The sequence below is a fragment of the Acidobacteriota bacterium genome (assembly GCA_028874215.1).
GTDB lineage: Bacteria > Acidobacteriota > UBA6911 > RPQK01 > JAJDTT01 > JAJDTT01.
On the sequence record JAPPLF010000007.1, the window covers coordinates 42,700 to 58,983 of the forward strand.

The 16,284-nt window shown below is 62.4% G+C and carries 14 protein-coding genes; 4 read left to right on the forward strand and 10 right to left on the reverse strand.

Annotated features, from left to right (window positions below):
* Positions 1-46: 46 nt before the first annotated feature.
* The 3 genes from OXT71_01495 to tsaB are packed head-to-tail and all read right to left on the reverse strand — an operon-like array spanning position 47 to position 3,082.
* Positions 47-1,198, reverse strand: coding sequence for a trypsin-like peptidase domain-containing protein (locus OXT71_01495; GenBank protein ID MDE2925054.1), 1,152 nt, complete (start codon positions 1,196-1,198; stop codon positions 47-49).
* 13 nt (positions 1,199-1,211) lie between these two features.
* Positions 1,212-2,387, reverse strand: coding sequence for an MFS transporter (locus tag OXT71_01500; GenBank protein ID MDE2925055.1), 1,176 nt, complete (start codon positions 2,385-2,387; stop codon positions 1,212-1,214).
* The gene (gene tsaB / locus OXT71_01505) at positions 2,384-3,082 is read right to left on the reverse strand and encodes a tRNA (adenosine(37)-N6)-threonylcarbamoyltransferase complex dimerization subunit type 1 TsaB (GenBank protein ID MDE2925056.1); all 699 of its coding nucleotides are present in this window, start codon (positions 3,080-3,082) and stop codon (positions 2,384-2,386) included. The genes OXT71_01500 and tsaB overlap by 4 nt, the downstream gene beginning before the upstream one ends.
* A gap of 87 nt (positions 3,083-3,169) precedes the next feature.
* Between tsaB and mutS the strand changes: the two genes are divergently transcribed.
* From mutS to OXT71_01525, 4 genes are all read left to right on the forward strand, one after another.
* Entirely contained in the window at positions 3,170-5,650 is a 2,481-nt protein-coding gene (gene mutS / locus OXT71_01510; GenBank protein ID MDE2925057.1) for a DNA mismatch repair protein MutS, read from the forward strand.
* A gap of 67 nt (positions 5,651-5,717) precedes the next feature.
* On the forward strand, positions 5,718-7,319 hold the full coding sequence (locus OXT71_01515; protein ID MDE2925058.1) for a glycosyltransferase family 39 protein: 1,602 nt from the start codon (positions 5,718-5,720) through the stop codon (positions 7,317-7,319).
* Positions 7,312-8,310: a glycosyltransferase family 2 protein gene (locus tag OXT71_01520; GenBank protein ID MDE2925059.1), complete on the forward strand. Its 999-nt coding sequence runs from the start codon at positions 7,312-7,314 to the stop codon at positions 8,308-8,310. The genes OXT71_01515 and OXT71_01520 overlap by 8 nt, the downstream gene beginning before the upstream one ends.
* Positions 8,311-8,314: 4 nt before the next feature.
* Positions 8,315-9,772: an amino acid carrier protein gene (locus tag OXT71_01525; GenBank protein ID MDE2925060.1), complete on the forward strand. Its 1,458-nt coding sequence runs from the start codon at positions 8,315-8,317 to the stop codon at positions 9,770-9,772.
* A gap of 45 nt (positions 9,773-9,817) precedes the next feature.
* Here OXT71_01525 and OXT71_01530 read toward each other — a convergent pair whose 3' ends face one another.
* The 7 genes from OXT71_01530 to OXT71_01560 all read right to left on the reverse strand — a co-directional run bounded on the left by OXT71_01530 (position 9,818) and on the right by OXT71_01560 (position 16,272).
* Positions 9,818-10,765, reverse strand: a complete 948-nt coding sequence (locus OXT71_01530; protein MDE2925061.1) for a methylenetetrahydrofolate reductase — start codon at positions 10,763-10,765, stop codon at positions 9,818-9,820.
* Positions 10,762-11,175 carry a methylenetetrahydrofolate reductase C-terminal domain-containing protein gene (locus OXT71_01535; GenBank protein ID MDE2925062.1) on the reverse strand — a complete coding sequence of 138 codons (414 nt, stop codon included), beginning with the start codon at positions 11,173-11,175 and terminating at the stop codon, positions 10,762-10,764. Before OXT71_01535 ends, OXT71_01530 begins: the two co-directional genes overlap by 4 nt.
* Before the next feature lie 58 nt (positions 11,176-11,233).
* Positions 11,234-12,871, reverse strand: a complete 1,638-nt coding sequence (locus OXT71_01540; GenBank protein MDE2925063.1) for an ASKHA domain-containing protein — start codon at positions 12,869-12,871, stop codon at positions 11,234-11,236.
* 114 nt (positions 12,872-12,985) lie between these two features.
* Positions 12,986-13,252 (reverse strand): hypothetical protein, encoded by a 267-nt coding sequence (locus tag OXT71_01545; GenBank protein MDE2925064.1) that lies wholly within the window; start codon positions 13,250-13,252, stop codon positions 12,986-12,988.
* A 31-nt stretch (positions 13,253-13,283) separates the two neighbouring features.
* On the reverse strand, positions 13,284-14,051 hold the full coding sequence (locus OXT71_01550) for a corrinoid protein (GenBank protein ID MDE2925065.1): 768 nt from the start codon (positions 14,049-14,051) through the stop codon (positions 13,284-13,286).
* Between the two features lie 116 nt (positions 14,052-14,167).
* Positions 14,168-15,214: a dihydropteroate synthase gene (locus OXT71_01555; protein ID MDE2925066.1), complete on the reverse strand. Its 1,047-nt coding sequence runs from the start codon at positions 15,212-15,214 to the stop codon at positions 14,168-14,170.
* 20 nt (positions 15,215-15,234) lie between these two features.
* Positions 15,235-16,272: an MtaA/CmuA family methyltransferase gene (locus tag OXT71_01560; protein ID MDE2925067.1), complete on the reverse strand. Its 1,038-nt coding sequence runs from the start codon at positions 16,270-16,272 to the stop codon at positions 15,235-15,237.
* Positions 16,273-16,284: the final 12 nt, after the last annotated feature.

Here is a 16,284-nt window from a genome sequence, read left to right on the forward strand (position 1 = left end):
CGGAGAGTCGACCCGCTTGGCAGGTTTCGGCGGACGGTGGGTCCGTTCAGATGCGGCGTGCCCCGAACCGTTCGTATCCGACCAGTTCGATGACCGTCTCGATTCGTCGATCCCCTCGATGGAAGCTGGCGCCGATCCGGTCTCCGGGCCGCTTGTCGGCCAGCAAACGGACCAGGTCATCGTGGCTCCGAACGGGCTGGCCGTCCAGGGAGACCAGAATGTCACCACCGATGATGAGGAAGAAGTTTCCCAGCAGGACCCTCCGGCGGCCGCCCCTCAGTCCGGCCAGATCCGAAGAACTCCCCTGCTCCACCCGTTCGATCAGAAGCCCTTCCTGAACCGGCAGCTTCAGTGCGCTCGCCAACCCCGGCGTCAGCGCTCGTCCCTGGACTCCGAACCAGGGACGGCGAACGTATCCCAGGGAGACCAGATCGGGAACGATACGACGCAGTATGTTCACCGGGACGGCGAAACCGATCCCGGCGCTCTCGCCGGATCTGGAGTAGATGGCGGTGTTGATTCCGATGAGCTCCCCTTCAGTGTTCAACAGCGGCCCCCCGCTGTTTCCGGGATTGATGGCGGCGTCGCTCTGGATGACGTTTTCGATGACTCCCGAGTCGGTTCTCAGGCTCCGGCCCAGGGAAGAGATGATTCCCGTCGTCAACGTGTGCTCGAATCCGAAGGGATTGCCGATGGCCAGAACCTTCTGCCCGACCTTCAGGTTGTCGCTGCTCCCCAGCTCGATGGGATGAAGTTTTTCGGCCGGACAATCGATCTCCAGGATCGCCAGATCGTTGAATCGATCGGTCCCCAGAACCTTGGCCTCGTAGCTGCTCTTGTCGTAGAGGGTGACTTCGATGCGGCTGGCCTCCTGAACGACATGGAAATTGGTCACGATGCGGCCCTTGCGGTCGATGACGACACCGCTGCCCACCCCCCGCCGCGGGATGACGTCGAACCAGAAGTTCCGCTCCAGCGTGGTGCTGGTCACGTTGACCACGCCCGGTCCCAGCTCGTCATAGATGCGGATGTTGATGTCTTCGTCCTGGGTTCGGACGGTGCCGACCGTCTGCGTCCGGGGTTTGGTGTACCCGGCATGGGCCGGCTCGGGAACCGGCCACCGAATCAGGAAGACCACCAGCGCGGTGGAAAGCAGACTGCTGGCCAGAACCAGCTTCCAGAATTCCGTCCTCTTCATGGACCCAATTATACTATCGGGCAGATCCTCGAGGCTCCTGGACACTCAGGAAGAAGAGGATGCCGGCCGCCGCCGAGAGCAGCCCGACCAGGAGAACGACGCCCCCGTATCCGGACCAGGAATAGCACCAGCCCGAGACCAGGACCACCACCGCGATTCCCATTTGCGAGAAGCAGTTTCGAAGAGCCAGGTATGAACCGCGCGCATCGATCCCCACCAGTTGCGTCTGCAGGGTCTGCAAAGCGGTCTGACGGAAACTTACGCACAGGCTTACGGCGAAGAAGAGGCCGATGAGACCCGCTCCCCAGGGCATCGTCATGAGGCCCGAAATGGTGAGGATAAAGGCCAGGTTGGACAACAGAAACACCTTTCGCTTGGTCCAACGATCCACCACCCAACCCGAGATCAGGCTGCCCGTGACCGCGGCGATCCCCGCCACCACAAACAACCAGGAGATCTGGATCGGCGTCACGCCGAACCGGCCGATGAGGTAGCCGGAGAGATAGACCATCAGCGCCATGGTGCCCCCGGCGACGGCAAAGGAGACCAGCAGGGCGCTTCTCAGGGGACGAGCCGAGAAAAAACGGCGGTAGGCAAACCGAATCCTTCCACCCGCCGGGGCGCCCGAGCGGAAGCCGGACAGCGGCCCCCAAAGCGAGGCCAGGACCGCCGCGGCCAGGAGGCACGAAGCCAGGAACACGGTCCTCCACTGCCAGCGATCGGCGATCCAGGTTCCGGCCGGAACTCCTACGATCAAGGCGACGAAGTAGGCGCTCAGGACGATGCCCATGACCCGGCCCCGGCGACGGTAGGGAAAGATGTCTCCCACCAGGCCGGCCGTGCAGGTCGAGATGAGTCCCGATGCCGCTCCCGTGCCGGCCCGTAGCCAGAGGAGCTGCAGATATCCCTGGGAGAAGTGGGTGACCAGAGACAGCAGGGCGAAAACCGCCAGACCCGCCCGGAGAAAAGGAAGCCGCCCCCAACGATCGGTGAAGGGGCCCACCAGCAGGTTGAATCCGCCGGCCGTCAGCGCATAGACGCTGAAGAGCCGCCCCATCCCCTCCACCGAAGTCCCATAGTCCGCTTCCAGGCGCCCCAGAAGGGGGATCAGCATCTGGGCGTCGACGGCGGCCAGCAACAGCCCTCCAAACAGTGCGCCAATGGTCCAGCGTTCACGAAAACGGCTCATGGATGGCTGAGATGCGGGGCGCGGGGAGGAATCCTGGCATCCGAAGGGCGCAGATAGTTGGCCTCCAAGCGCCGTGCGCCACCGGTCTCGCCCATCATGTGCCTCCGGTGGGCCAGGAGGCAAAGCTCCGGCAGGATGCAGTTGTCCGAACTGGCGACCCGGGACCCGGGATGCAGCGCCTGGATGGTGGTGCGGTACTGCTGCGCCCCGTCGCCGACGAAGAGGTGGTCTCCCGGGGGGACCCGCCTCAGAAACTCCGCGGGGGGCGCCACCTGTTCCTCAATCTCGAGGCGGACGCCCGCTTCCGGACCGGTGCGATAACAGGCTCCATAGATCTGTTGCCTTCGCGCGTCGATCATGGGAACGATCCGGCTCCGCGACCAGCGGAACCGGAAAGCGAGTGCTTCCAGGGTGGACAGCCCCACGGCAGGCCGATCCAGACTCTGGGCAAACGCCTTGACCGTGGCCACGCCGATTCGCAGTCCGGTGAATGAGCCCGGACCCGCCGCCACCGCAAAACACCCCAATTGGCTGCGGTTCACCCGGAGACCGTCCAGCAGTAAATCCAGGCACGGGAGCACTTCTTCCGAATACCGCAGCGGCGCCTTCAGCATGACCTGGCCGATCACTTCGGCGTTGCGGCTCAAGGCGATCCCGCCGCTGTTGGTGGCCGTATCGAGGGCCAGGATGTACATGGCAGACACTCCCGGAACTGGCGAAAATCCCGGAGTTTATTTCACACGTTGCTGCTAAAGTAAATGATCGTGGAACGTCTCACCCCGATGATGAAACAGTACCATGAGATCAAGCTCCGGCACCCGGGGATCCTGCTTTTTTTCCGCCTGGGCGATTTCTACGAGATGTTCTACGAGGATGCCGTCGTCGCCAGCCGCGACCTGGAGATCACCCTCACCTCCCGGAACAGCAACGCCAAGGGTCAACCCATTCCCATGTGCGGCGTGCCCCACCACGCCATCGATAACTATCTGGGACGGCTGATCCGAAAGGGCCACAAGGTGGCATTGTGCGAGCAGGTCGAGAATCCGCGCCTGGTCAAGGGACTCGTCCGACGCGAGGTGGTCCGCATCGTCACTCCCGGGACCGTGATCGAGGAGGGCGTCCTCGACTCCAGGGAGAACAACTACCTGGGCAGCCTCCTGCAGCACAATGACCGGGTCGGCCTCTCCTTTCTCGATCTCTCCACGGGGGAATTCTGGATCACCGAGTTCAGCGGACGGGAGTCCTGGCAGCGGGCCCGGGAAGAGTTGGCGCTCTTTGGCCCGCGGGAACTGGTCCTGGCCGAGAAGGATGGCTCGCGGATCGGCGAAGAATTGTCGGCTGCCGATTACAGGCAGATCTCCCGGACCGTTCAGGAAGACTGGACTTTCGATACCGACTACGCCCGTCGCCTGCTCCTGGAACATTTTCAGGTATCCACCCTGGAGGGCTTCGGCATCAATGGACAGGGCGCGGCCGTTTCGGCCGGTGGTTCCCTGCTCCATTACGTCCGCCAGACCCAGAAGGCTCCCCTGGACCACATCACCGAGATGCGCCTCCTGGAGACGCGAGACTACCTCAAGATCGACGAGACCAGCGTCCGAAACCTGGAACTGGTCCGCGAGCTGAACGGGGGCCGGCGCTGGACCCTCCTCTCGACTCTCGATTTCACCCGAACCGCCATGGGCGCCCGCCTGTTGCGCCAACGGATCTTGCGGCCTTCCCTCGACTTGGAGCAGATCCGCCGACGACAGGACGCCGTCGCCGAATTACAGTCGTCTCTCCTCCAGATGGAGCGCTTGGGCAAGCTCCTGGATTCGATCCAGGATCTGGAGCGCCTGCTGAGCCGCGTCACTCTGGGCACCGCCAACCCGAGAGATCTGGCCGCGTTCAAATCGTCCATCCAGATCCTGCCCCGGTTGGCTCCCTTGCTGGAGCAATACGGCAGCCGGTTGCTGGAACCCCTCGAGGACACGCTGCCGGACGTGGCTGAGGCGTTGGAGACTTCGCTGGCCCGCAATCCCCCCGTCAGCCTGACGGAGGGAGGGATCATCGCTCCCGGCTTCCATTCCGAGTTGGACCAACTTCGCGAGATTGCCCACTCAGGCAAGTCGTTCCTGGCCAAGCTGGAATCCCAGGAACGCGAGCAGACGGGGATCCCGAGTCTCAAGGTCCGGTACAACAAGATCTTCGGCTACTTCATCGAGGTCACCAAGACTCATGCCTCTTCGGTTCCGGACCATTACGTCCGCCGCCAGACCCTGGTGGGATCGGAGCGGTTCATCACTCCCGAACTCAAGGTCCACGAGGAAAAAGTCCTCCAAGCCGAAGAGCGGATCTTCGAGCTGGAACGGGACCTCTTCCTGCAGCTCCGCCGGGAGGTCGCCGCTGAAGCCGCACGGATTCAGCAGGCGGCCCGGCGCGTGGCGGAACTCGACGTGTTGCTCTCCTTGGGCCAAGCCTCCAGGAAGTATGGCTACTGCAGGCCGCAGGTCGACGACTCCTGCGAGCTGGACATCCACGAGGGACGGCATGCCGTGCTGGAGGTTCAGGACGCAGGGGAGCCATTCGTGCCCAACCCGTTGCTGGCGAACAACGAATCCGATCAGATGCTCATCCTGACCGGTCCCAATATGGGGGGCAAGTCCACCTATCTTCGCCAGAACGCCCTCATCGTCATCATGGCCCAGATGGGATCGTTCGTGCCGGCCCAGCAGGCGCGCGTCGGCCTGGTGGATCAGATCTTCACTCGAGTCGGCGCCAGCGACGATCTGTCCCGCGGCCGCTCCACCTTCATGGTGGAGATGATCGAGACGGCCAACATCCTCAACAGCGCGACGCGAAGAAGCTTCATTCTGCTGGACGAAGTCGGACGCGGCACGGCAACGTTCGACGGGCTCTCCATTGCCTGGGCCGTCGCCGAATATCTCCTGACCGAACCGGACCGACGGGCCCGAACCCTCTTCGCGACCCACTACCAGGAACTGACCCAGTTGGAAACGATCTACAGCGGCGTCAAGAACTACCGGGTTGCCGTGAAGGAGTCGGGGGACCGGATTCTACTGTTCCACCGGGTTCTACCGGGCGTCGCCAACAAGAGCTATGGAATCGAGGTCGCCCGCTTGGCAGGGCTGCCCAGAAGCGTAGTCGGGCGCGCGCGGGAGATCCTTTCCCGGCTGGAACGCAAGGAACTCAACCTCTCGGGCAATTCCCGGCAGCCTCACGTTTCCGAGCCCTTCGAACAGCATCAGGGGACTCTCTTCTGATTCCGGCCTCGAAACTTCAGGATCGTCCCACCGAGGCGCCGCCGGCAGGTTCCGTGGGGACAGCAAATTGAAGCGATCCACGCTCTGCGGAATGGCATTGCTGGCGCTCCCGCTGTTCGTGTCTCTCGACACCTCCTCCGTCTGGGACTCCAATGAAGCCTTCTACGTCCAGACCCCTCGCGAAATGGTGGAACACGGGGACTGGATCGTTCCCCGCTTCAACGGCCAACCGCGGGTGAACAAGCCCCCGCTCAGCTATTGGCTGGTCGCCGCGCCCTATTCGGTTTTTGGCGTCTCCATCTTTTGGGAACGGCTGATACTGGCCCTCCTGGCCTACGCCTCGGTGTGGGCGGTTTTTCTTTCCGGACGGATTCTGATCTCGGAACGGGCGGCTTTGCTGGCCGCCGTCCTTTTCACCACCACCTTTCGCTTCCAGATCCTGGCTCGACGGCTGCTCATCGACATCCTGCTCCTGTTCTGTATCCTGGCGGCGCTGACCGCCTTCCTCTACTGGTGGAAGCGGGGCCGTGGTTCAGGCCTGATCCTGGCGGCTCTTTTTCTGGGTCTGGGAGTGCTGGCCAAGGGACCGGTCATCTTCCTGCCGGCGCTCATCCTCGCCGCCTTCACCTTTTGGTCCGTGCCGTCCGACCGGTTGCGCCGGGCCCCCTGGGTGCATTCGCTGCTAGTGTTTTTTCTGGTCGCGAGTTCCTGGTACCTGCTGCTGGGGTTCACCCAAGGCTGGGACTCGGTGTCGGACTTCCTCTGGAAGGAGAATCTGGGCCGTTTCACCCACGTGGACTTCGGACCGCAACGGGGGCTCCAATACTATCCCCTGGTCTTCCTGGCTGATTACTTCCCCTGGTCGATCCTCCTGCTCGGCGCTCTGGCCGGCAGGTGGTCCGCTCGCCGCTTCCCCGACCGCAGCCTCTCCATCCTCGTCGCGCTCTGGATGGGATCGTTTCTCCTCTTCTTCTCCCTTTCTCTCAACAAGCAGGAGTACTACATCCTCCCCGTCTATCCGGTGGCCTCCCTGTGGCTGGCTGCCTATCTGGACCGGGAGTCGTTGCCCGCCTGGTGCCGGTGGCTGGTTTGCGGCGTCCTGTTCGCCGCGGCCGCATCCCTGGCCGTTGTCGCCTGTTCCCTGTTCCGGGACGTGGCCGGGTGGTGGCTTCCCCTTCTCTGCCTCGCCGCGGCCGGACCGGCGGTGGCGGGATCACGGATCCGCCTGGCGGCCTGGACCTTGAGTCTCTTCTACGCTCTGGCTTACCTCGTCTACCTGCAACCTCTGGAGGAGTACCGGCCGGTCCGTCACCTGTCGAAGATCATCCCTTCCGGAAGTCCGTCCGGAGCCCCTGTGACGGCCGGTTACTATCGATTGTCGACTCCAAGCCTCGCCTACTACCTGAATTCAACCATTCTGGAGCTTGGCACGCCGGAACAGGCCCTGGAGGTGCTGCGAGCCCCCGGCCCCGTCTACCTGATCATGGCCGCCGAGGACTACCCCCGGCTGAAGCGGGATCTGGGGCCGGTCCTGAAAATTGAGGGAGTCCGGCCCAAGCTGTATACTACCGCCTCCACGCTCGTCGAAGGTTGGAAACGTGGCCGACTCGACATCCGTCCCGAGGCTTGGACCCGCCCCGTCTACCTGGTCAGCAACCAGGGTGGATGAGCCCCAACCGAGACTGTCCATCATCGTTCCCGTCTACAACGAGAAAGCCAACCTGGCGGACCTGTACCAGGGTCTGACCGGGGTACTCCAAGGGCTCGGGGTCGACTACGAGATCCTGTTCATCGATGACGGAAGCAACGACGGAGGGACTCGGATCCTGGCGGACCTCGCCGAGCAGGACGACCATGTCCTGGTCTTGCAGTTCGCCAGGAACTTCGGCCAGACGGCAGCCCTCTCGGCCGGTTTCGACCATGCCCGGGGCGAGATCATCATTCCCATGGATGCCGATCTCCAGAACGATCCCGCCGACATTCCCCAGATCCTGGACAAGCTCGACGAGGGGTACGATGTGGTCAGTTGTTGGAGAAAGGACCGGCAGGACCCGTGGCTGACCCGGAAACTCCCCTCCCGGGCCGCCAATCGAATCATCAGTTGGATCAGCGGCGTCCGTCTCCGCGACTACGGATGCACCCTCAAGGGCTACCGGAGCAAGTTTCTGCAACATATCCGGCTCTATGGAGAAATGCACCGGTTCATTCCAGTCTACGCGAGCTGGACCGGCGCCAAAGTGACCGAGATCCCGGTCCGCCATCATCCCCGGCGGCACGGACGATCCAAGTACGGCCTCCTGCGGACCCTCAAGGTTCCTCTGGACCTGATGACCGTCAAGTTTCTGGTCACCTATTCCACCAAGCCCATGTATCTCTTCGGCGGATTGGGACTGGTCTCGATCCTCTTCGGGTGGCTGCTCAGCGCGCTCGCCCTCTACCAGAAATTTCTTCAGGATGTGAAGGTCCACCGCAACCCCCTCCTCCTGCTTTCGGTGTTCCTCTGCATCGTCGGGATCCAGTTCATTCTTTTCGGCCTGGTGGCGGAGCTCATCATTCGGACGTACCACGAATCGCAGGGCAAGCCCACCTACATTCTCAGCCGGACGATCCGAAAGGAACAGGAATCCCCATCGCACTCGGCCGGCTCGACCCCGGAGTAATCCCATGCAGGTTTTGGATTGGCTGCTGACGAACACGACGACGGTCTCGGGCTGGATCTGGGGCCTCCCCATGATCGTGCTCCTCTTCGGCACCGGGCTGCTCCTGACTGCAATGACCCGCTTCGTCCAGATTCGTCATTTGGGCAGCTCGATTCGGCAGATTCTAAAAGGACCTCGGGCGGAAACCCGGGACCAGAAGCGTTCCCAGGGAGACATCACACCGTTTCAGGCCCTGATGACCGCCCTCTCCGCCACTGTGGGCAACGGAAACATCGCCGGTGTTGCGACGGCCATTGCGGCCGGCGGACCGGGAGCCGCCTTCTGGATGTGGGTCACCGCCGTCTTCGGAATGGCCACCAAGTACTCGGAGGCCGTTTTGGCCATCCTCTTCCGCCGCCGCATGCGGGACGGAACCATGGCCGGCGGGCCCATGTACTACTGCCGGGACGGCGTCCGGGGGCAGCTCGGTTTCGTCCTGGGGGGCATCTTTGCGGTGTGCGGCGCGGCGACCGCGCTTCTGGGGACCGGAAACATGTTCCAGTCCCAGTCCATGGCCATGGCGGTCCGCGAGCAGTTCGGAACCCCTCAGTGGGCGACCGGCCTGGTCATGAGCCTGCTGGTGGGGCTGGTGATCATTGGCGGCATCCGCCGCATCGGGGCCGTGGCCGAGCGCCTGGTCCCGGTGATGATCATTTTCTATTTTTCCGGAGCGTTGCTGGTGATCATCAGCAACATCTCGCTGGTTCCGGACGCCTTCCGGCTGATCGTGGTGTCCGCCTTCAGTCCCGAGGCGGTCTTTGGGGGAGGCGTGGGCATCGGAGTTCAACAGGCCATGCGGTTCGGAGTGGCCCGCGGCGTCCTCTCCAACGAGTCGGGCCTGGGAAGCGCGGCCATCGCCCATGGAGCCGCCCGGACTCGATATCCCGTCGTCCAGGGCGGCATCGCCATGATGGGCACCTTCATCGACACCATCATCGTCTGCACGTTGACGGCACTGGCCATCACCGTCTCCGGCGCGTACCGCAGCGCCTCCTTCCTGGTGGAGGACGGTCTCCGGGGAGCCGACCTCACGGTCCACGCGTTCGCCGTGGGCATGCCCGACTGGACCGGAGGGTGGGGCGGCCTGGTCGTCGCCTTCGCTTCCCTGATCTTCGGGTTCACCACGCTGATCGGATGGAGCTACTACGGCCAGATCTGCTGCGAGTACCTCTTCGGCCTGAAAGTCGTCAAACCGTACCGGGTCCTCTTCGTGGTGCTCCTGTTCGCGGGAGCGCTGCTCACGGGACGCTATTCCTCCATCATCACCAACGTGGGAGACATCTGTAACGCCGCAATGGCGTTTCCCAATCTCATAGCGCTGATCCTACTGAGCCGCCGGGTCGCGGACGTCACGCAGGAGACCTACGTGGCGGGAGATCCATACGCGGCTCGTGTGCCCAAGCTGCCGGATCCGATAGGTTAAAAATCGAAAAGCGGATCTACGGGGAGTCTCCGGACTCCAGCGGCATCAGGGAGAGGCGGGCCGGTCGGACGCTCTGGGCGGCAATCCAGCCGCCTCGACGATTTCAGCCACCAGCTCCTCCTGCCGGTACGCCATGATGTGGACTCCGCTGATTCCGGGAATCTCCCGCGCCTCCCGGATGATCTCGACGCAGATCTGCATTCCTTCGCGGCGCTGACGATTGCCCGGAACTCCCTTGAGACGACGGATCACCTCGTCCGGGATCACCACTCCCGGAATGTTCTTCCGGATCCATTGAGCCGCCTTGGCCGAGCGCAGGGGACCGACGCCCAGCAGGAAAAAGACCTTCTCGTGCAGGCCCAGGTCCCGAATCGAATTCATGAAGCGGCGAAGCCGAGGCATGTCGAAACAGTATTGGCTCTGGATGAAGTCCGCTCCCGCTTCGATCTTCTTCAGCAGGCGGAACGGACGATAGTCGTAGGGGGGAACGAAGGGATTGCTGGCGGCCCCCAGGAAAATCCGGGGATTGGATTCCAGCTTCCTTCCGCTCAGGAAGCGTCCCTCGTCCCGGAGCAGGCGCGCCGTTCTCAATAGAGTCATGCAATCCAGATCGAAGACCGGCTTGGCATCCGGATGGTCCCCGACTCCCACCCCGTCGCCCGTCAGGCACAAGACGTTCCGGACTCCCAGGGCCGCGGCCCCCAGCAGGTCTCCCTGAATGGCGATGCGGTTCCGGTCCCGGCAGGCGACCTGAAGCACCGGCTCGTAGCCGGCCCTCACCAGCAAGGCACAGACGGCGACGCTGGACATATGGACATGGGCCCCGGAAGCGTCGGTGGCGTTGATGGCGTCGCACACCGGCGCCAGGACCAGCGCCCTTTCGGCGACCGTTTCGGGGTCTGCGGTGTCGGGGGAGTTGATCTCGGCGGTGACGGCGAAGCCACCCGAGCGAAGCACCCGCTCCAGCCGCGAGCCCGACTTCAGGGGGTTCACCGCTTCCAATGGGGACCTGCCTTTTCGCCTTCGGAGAAGTGATTGACCCAGGCGGACGATCCTTGGCGGTCGTAACTCAGCGGTGGCAGTACGTGGAGGATCTCGGAACCGAAGCGGGGCATCTTCCTGGACCGTTCCCAAGCCTGTACCCAGACACACGGCATTTCCGGAACGACCTCGCAATGTCCATTGGGCCGCACCCCGCCGCAGGGTCCGTTGCGGAGATTCTTGGGACAGGTCATGGGACAGGTCATCCCGGTGCTGTGCAGGACGCATTGACCGCACATGCGACAGTCGAAAACGGCGCCCTTGGTCAATCGCTCCGCCGGAATCAGGAACCGTTCGAAACGGCTTCCGGGTTTGAGCCGGGAACGGAACAGCCCAAGAATCTTCACACTTAGAAGATAGATCGACTCTAATATTTGAGGGTGATTCTGAAGAAATCTCACGGTTCTCCCCTGCCCTCGTTCAACTACTTGGATCCGAATCCAATTGCCCCGGCATGGCCTGGAACAGACATCCTTCCACAAAAATATCGAAGAAGTCTTCGGTCGTCTCCAACTCGATGTGTTCAATTCGCGTGACCATCTCCTCAAGACGGCGCCTGAGGGTCCGGCTGGTCAACATGAGCGTGGCTCCCTCGAGCGCGCTGTTCCCCACCTTGGCGACGCGGCCTTGGGGAAGGGGTGGGATAAACCCGATGGACATGGCGTTGTCCACGTTGACGTAATTGGCGAAGCCCCCCGCCAGATAGAGCCGCTTGAGCTGAACCGGCGAGATCCCGTACTTCCTCAAAACGATCCACTGACCCGAGTAATTGGCCGCCTTCGCCTGCGCCAGGGCGCTGATGTCGGCCCGGGACAGGAAAATCCCCCGTTCGCCCGGAATGGTGAACCGGTCCAGTCCACCGGCAAGAACACCCAGGTAGTTCATGTCCTCGACCCGAAGCAACTCCGCCAGAAGATCGATCAAGCCCGAGCCGCAGATCCCCTCCGGCGCGGCTCCGCCGATGGTCCTCCAAATCACCTCTCCGTTCCGGAGTTCCACCGACTCGATGGCGCCTTCGTATCCGGGCATGCCGAAGGTGATCTCACCACCCTCGAATGCGGGTCCCGCCGGGCAGGAAGCGGCCATCATCCCATGGCGGTTTCCGACCACTACTTCGGTGTTGGTCCCCACGTCGACCAGCATGACCACGTCTTCTTCCTGATCCATCCCCACGGCCAGAAGGTCGGCGGCCACGTCGGCGCCGACGTGGCAACCGATCAACGGCCCCCCGTAGAGGTTGGCCGCGGGATGGACTCTCAGTCCCAGGTCCCGGGCCTGGAAATTCAGGACGGTGTCGACTCTTTCGCCCCGTTCCATTTCCAGTTGGGTGACCGACTGGTACGGCTTTTCGCCGATGGATTGGATGTCAAGGCCGAAACACAGGTCACGCATGGCGGCGTTCCCCACGATGACGACCTCGTAGATCTGGCGCCGCGGCACCCCCGTCAATCGGCTCAGCTCCCGGATCTCGTAGTTGAGCCCGGCAATCACCGAGTTATGAAGCTCCCCCCGGTAGGGTCCGCCGTCATAGGAAATCCGGCGCATGATGTCGCTTCCGCCGAATCTCTGCGGGTTTTCGAACGAGGCGGTGTGCAGGACCGCGCCGTTTTCAAGATCCACCAGATTGAGGGCGATGGTCGTCGTCCCCAAGTCGACCGCAAGGCCGTAGATCCCGCCCCGGTAGGTATCGATGGTACTGCCGTCAAAAACGACATTCGCCCCTTGGAGCCGCGTCAGCGGCTCGACGGGGGCATGACGGCGGACCGTTTGGGTCAGGATCCGCGGACGTCGGCGCAGCAGGGCAAATTCGATGGTGGCGCCGGCATCCAGGACCTGGGCCTGACAGGCCAAGCGATAGCCCTCACGGAGGAACTTCTCCGCCTGGGTGGCGGCGGTCAGCGCTTCCCCGCCCCGGACGATCTGGACGATGCACTCGTGACACTCTCCGCTGCGGCGACAGGAGGTGGGGACCCGCACCTGAAGGTCATCGGCGTAGTCGAAAACCGTCCTGCCGGACACCAGGTCCAGCTTGTGGTCACCGTAGTGGAGGGGGGACATGGCAGCGCAATTTCCTGCGCCAGCACGACGCGGACGCGATTGCAGGTTCCTCTAGAGAAAGTGGCCGCGGAATCCGGTCATCCAACAGCGTGTGGTCCGAGCCGCCACGGGCTGCTAGATTTCCCAGGCATCCTGATAATTCAGATCGTCGCTTCCGGTGCAGAGAGGCAACCCTTCGGAACCGGGACGCCGGAATTGGTTTCGGCAACCGAAACGGGCGGTGCAGCGATCCCGGGCATCCTTGTAGGGACACCGCCGTTTGGATACGAGGTTGGCCGTTTCGCCGATCTGCCGGTAGATCTCCCAGAGGCGATCCATGCTGGCATTGAGTTTCGCCTTGTCGACAGGTCGAAATTTCCCGGGTACGTCTGTTCGCGACACTGGCCTGCATCCGTCGGGGAGCCGCCTCAATTTAAGAATAGTCGGAGGCGGCTTGCTGCGGCGTTTCCTGCCGGACACCCACGAGTTCCTTGGCCTTTTCCACACAGGCAATGGCGTCCTTGCCATAGCGGTCGGCCCCCATATCGTCGGCGAACTCCTGGGTCACCGGAGCTCCACCCACCATGGTGCTGACGACATCTGTCAGACCCGCATCTTCCAAGGCCTGGATGGTCCGTCCCATGTTGGGCATGGTCGTCGTCAATAGGGCGGACATCCCAATGACCTGGGGTTCGAATTCGAAAACCGCATCGACAAACTCGTCCGGCTTGGTATCGACCCCCAGATCGTGCACGATGAAACCGGCTCCCCGGAGCATCATGATGCACAGATTCTTTCCGATATCGTGGAGGTCTCCCTTGACGGTCCCCATGACCACGGTGCCCACGGGTGGAATGTCGGAAGCGGAAAGGATGGGCTCGATATGCGCCATCCCGGCCTTCATGGCCCGGGCCGAAATCAACACTTCGGGAACGAAGATGATGTTGTCCCGGAATTTGATCCCCACCAGCGCCATGCCGGCGATCAGCCCGTCATCCAAAACCGTATTGGCGGTGTACCCGGTGTCCAGAGCCTCTCTCGTCAGGCGGTCGACTTCGTGCTGGTTGCCGATGATCAGGGCGTAACTGATGTCCTGCATCAATGGATCGGCGTTCCGGAAGAGCGATTTGATGTGCTCTCGCTCGTTCCGGCGAGCCACGTGCCGGAGTTCCCTGGTCAGGCCCTCGTTGATCTGCGACATACCCGCACTACTACCCAAATCGTTGAATTTGACAGACGCCAAGGCGCACTAAGGGGGAAATTAAACCTTTTCGGGTCAAGGTTTGTCAAACCTGACGCCGAACGGGACAGGGGGTGTCACGGCCCGGTCAACCGGCCATCCCTCCAGGCCTGAATGTAGTTCATGCAGAAATCGTCCCGGCCCAGCAGCATGTCCCGAGCCAGGCCGACTCTCTCCGAATCCAGGTCCAGGGCAAACACGTCCTGCACGCGATTCTGGACGGGATCCATGATGGCGGCGTCGATACCGGCCTCCAGACTCAGGTGAATGAAAGTGGCGTTGATGAGCTTTCGATTGGGAAGACCGAAGGAGACGTTGCTCAACCCGCCGGTGACGTGCACGTCATCGCCGAAGATACGCCGGACCTCCTCGACGGCATCCAGAAAATGGCGCCCAAAGTCCGGCGAGACCGAAATCGGGAAGACCAGGCAATCGATGAATACGTCGTCGAGAGGGAATCCCCGCTTGACAGCCGCCTCCATGACCTGTTCCACGTTGGAGACACGATCGTCCGCGCTCTCCGGCATTCCGTCCTTTCCGGCGGCCGTCACGATCATACGGGCATCGTTTTCCTGGACCAGATCCAGGGTCTCCAACCGTTCCAGCGCGACGGAATTGACCAGTGGGCGGTCCGATCTCCGGGTGTGCGCAGTCAATCCCGTGGCGATGATTTCCGCGTTGGAAGAATCGATGCTGAGAGGCAGGTCCGTCATGCCCTGGACTCTCTCCACGAGCCAGGTCATGGCTCGGTTCTGGACCTTGATGTCGTAGGAGATTTCGTCGACGTTCAGATCCAGAAAATGGGCGCCGGCGGCTTCCTGGCGGCGAACCTCGAACTCGATGTAGGCGCTCCCCTCTTCCTCCTCCACGGGATCGCCGCTGATCCCCTTCTGGACCGCGATCATGAAATGCTTGATCTGACCCTGCTCGTAGGGCTGAGTCTTCTTGGCGCTCTCCGGCACCCGGAGGTATCGGCGCTCCCCGGGACTGGGGTCGAAAAAGACGGCTTCGGCTCCGTCGGGCGTCGTCGCAGTCCTTATGCCATTCCGCAAAACGATGCGGGTGGTATGGATATTTTCGCCGATGATGATCAGATCGCCGGAGTCTGTCACGAGCTTTGACATGGAATACCCGATTGGGCGCTTCAGGCGTAGTGATCCCGGCACCAGTCCTTGACTGCCCGCGGAATTTCGATGAGGTTTTCCAGTTTGGTCGCCAGGGGAATGGCACACTCGGGAGAGATCATGTCGACGCCCGCCGCCATGCACTCGTTGACGGCGGCTCGGACGTCCTCCGGACCCCGGCTGTAGAGGAGTTCCGGGTTGTTCAGATTCCCCACCAGGCGGATCCGCCCGGAAGCGATCTTCATGGCTTCGGCAGGGTCGTTTTTGGAATCGAAGTGGAAGCAGGCCATGCCGGACTGTGCGATGTAGTCGAGGCGGTCCAGCGTCTGGCCGCAGATGTGGAGAATGAGCGGGCACGGGATTCGCTCACGCATCTCCTTGTGGATCTCCAACAGGAACCTGCGGTAATACTCACCGCTCACCAGATCTCCCGTGGCATGATCCGGAAAGGTGAGCGCATCGGCGCCGGCTTCGATCTGGGCAATGGAGAACGCAACCGAGATCTCCTTGAGCCGATCCAGGCAGAGCATGGTCATCCCCGGATCGTCGATACTCATGAGCAGGAACTTTTCCACGCCGAAGACGTGATACGCCAACGTCCAGGGCCCCATGGCCTTGCCGATGATGGCCACCTCGTCTCCATACTCCTTCTTCAGGATTCGGAGCGCGTCCAGAACGCAGACGTTGTCCGGATGGGTCAGGAAATCCTTCGGCATGTGGATGTCGTCCGGCCCCGACCAGATCGGGTTGTTCATCCGTACCGTGGGCCAGTTGTCCTTGACCTCCCACTGCATGTCGCATCCCAGAGCCGAGGACTCCTGGATGATGGTGAAGACGGGCATGATGCAATCGTAGCCCAACTCGGTGTACCCCGTTGCCGCCAGGCGCGCATTGAGCTCGGCGTCACGGCACGCGTCCGGAAACGGAGCGTCCACCATGTCCATGAGTTCCACGGTTGCGACGTTGGTCGGATTGCAGACCGGCGGGCGATCCACCGGCTTTCCGGCCAGCGCGTTCATCACCCGCTCTCTACCGGTCATGGTCTCCACGAATGGCATACCGTCTACTCC

Bases quoted from the DNA above. Each gene is read 5' to 3' on its own strand.
- OXT71_01555 (MDE2925066.1), bottom strand. From the start codon at position 15,214: ATGTCAAAGCTCGTGACAGACTCCGGCGATCTGATCATCATCGGCGAA.
- OXT71_01550 (MDE2925065.1), bottom strand. From the start codon at position 14,051: ATGTCGCAGATCAACGAGGGCCTGACCAGGGAACTCCGGCACGTGGCT.
- OXT71_01560 (MDE2925067.1), bottom strand. From the start codon at position 16,272: ATGCCATTCGTGGAGACCATGACCGGTAGAGAGCGGGTGATGAACGCG.
- tsaB (MDE2925056.1), bottom strand. From the start codon at position 3,082: ATGTACATCCTGGCCCTCGATACGGCCACCAACAGCGGCGGGATCGCC.
- OXT71_01500 (MDE2925055.1), bottom strand. From the start codon at position 2,387: ATGAGCCGTTTTCGTGAACGCTGGACCATTGGCGCACTGTTTGGAGGG.
- OXT71_01495 (MDE2925054.1), bottom strand. From the start codon at position 1,198: ATGAAGAGGACGGAATTCTGGAAGCTGGTTCTGGCCAGCAGTCTGCTT.
- mutS (MDE2925057.1), top strand. From the start codon at position 3,170: ATGATGAAACAGTACCATGAGATCAAGCTCCGGCACCCGGGGATCCTG.
- OXT71_01540 (MDE2925063.1), bottom strand. From the start codon at position 12,871: ATGTCCCCCCTCCACTACGGTGACCACAAGCTGGACCTGGTGTCCGGC.
- OXT71_01525 (MDE2925060.1), top strand. From the start codon at position 8,315: ATGCAGGTTTTGGATTGGCTGCTGACGAACACGACGACGGTCTCGGGC.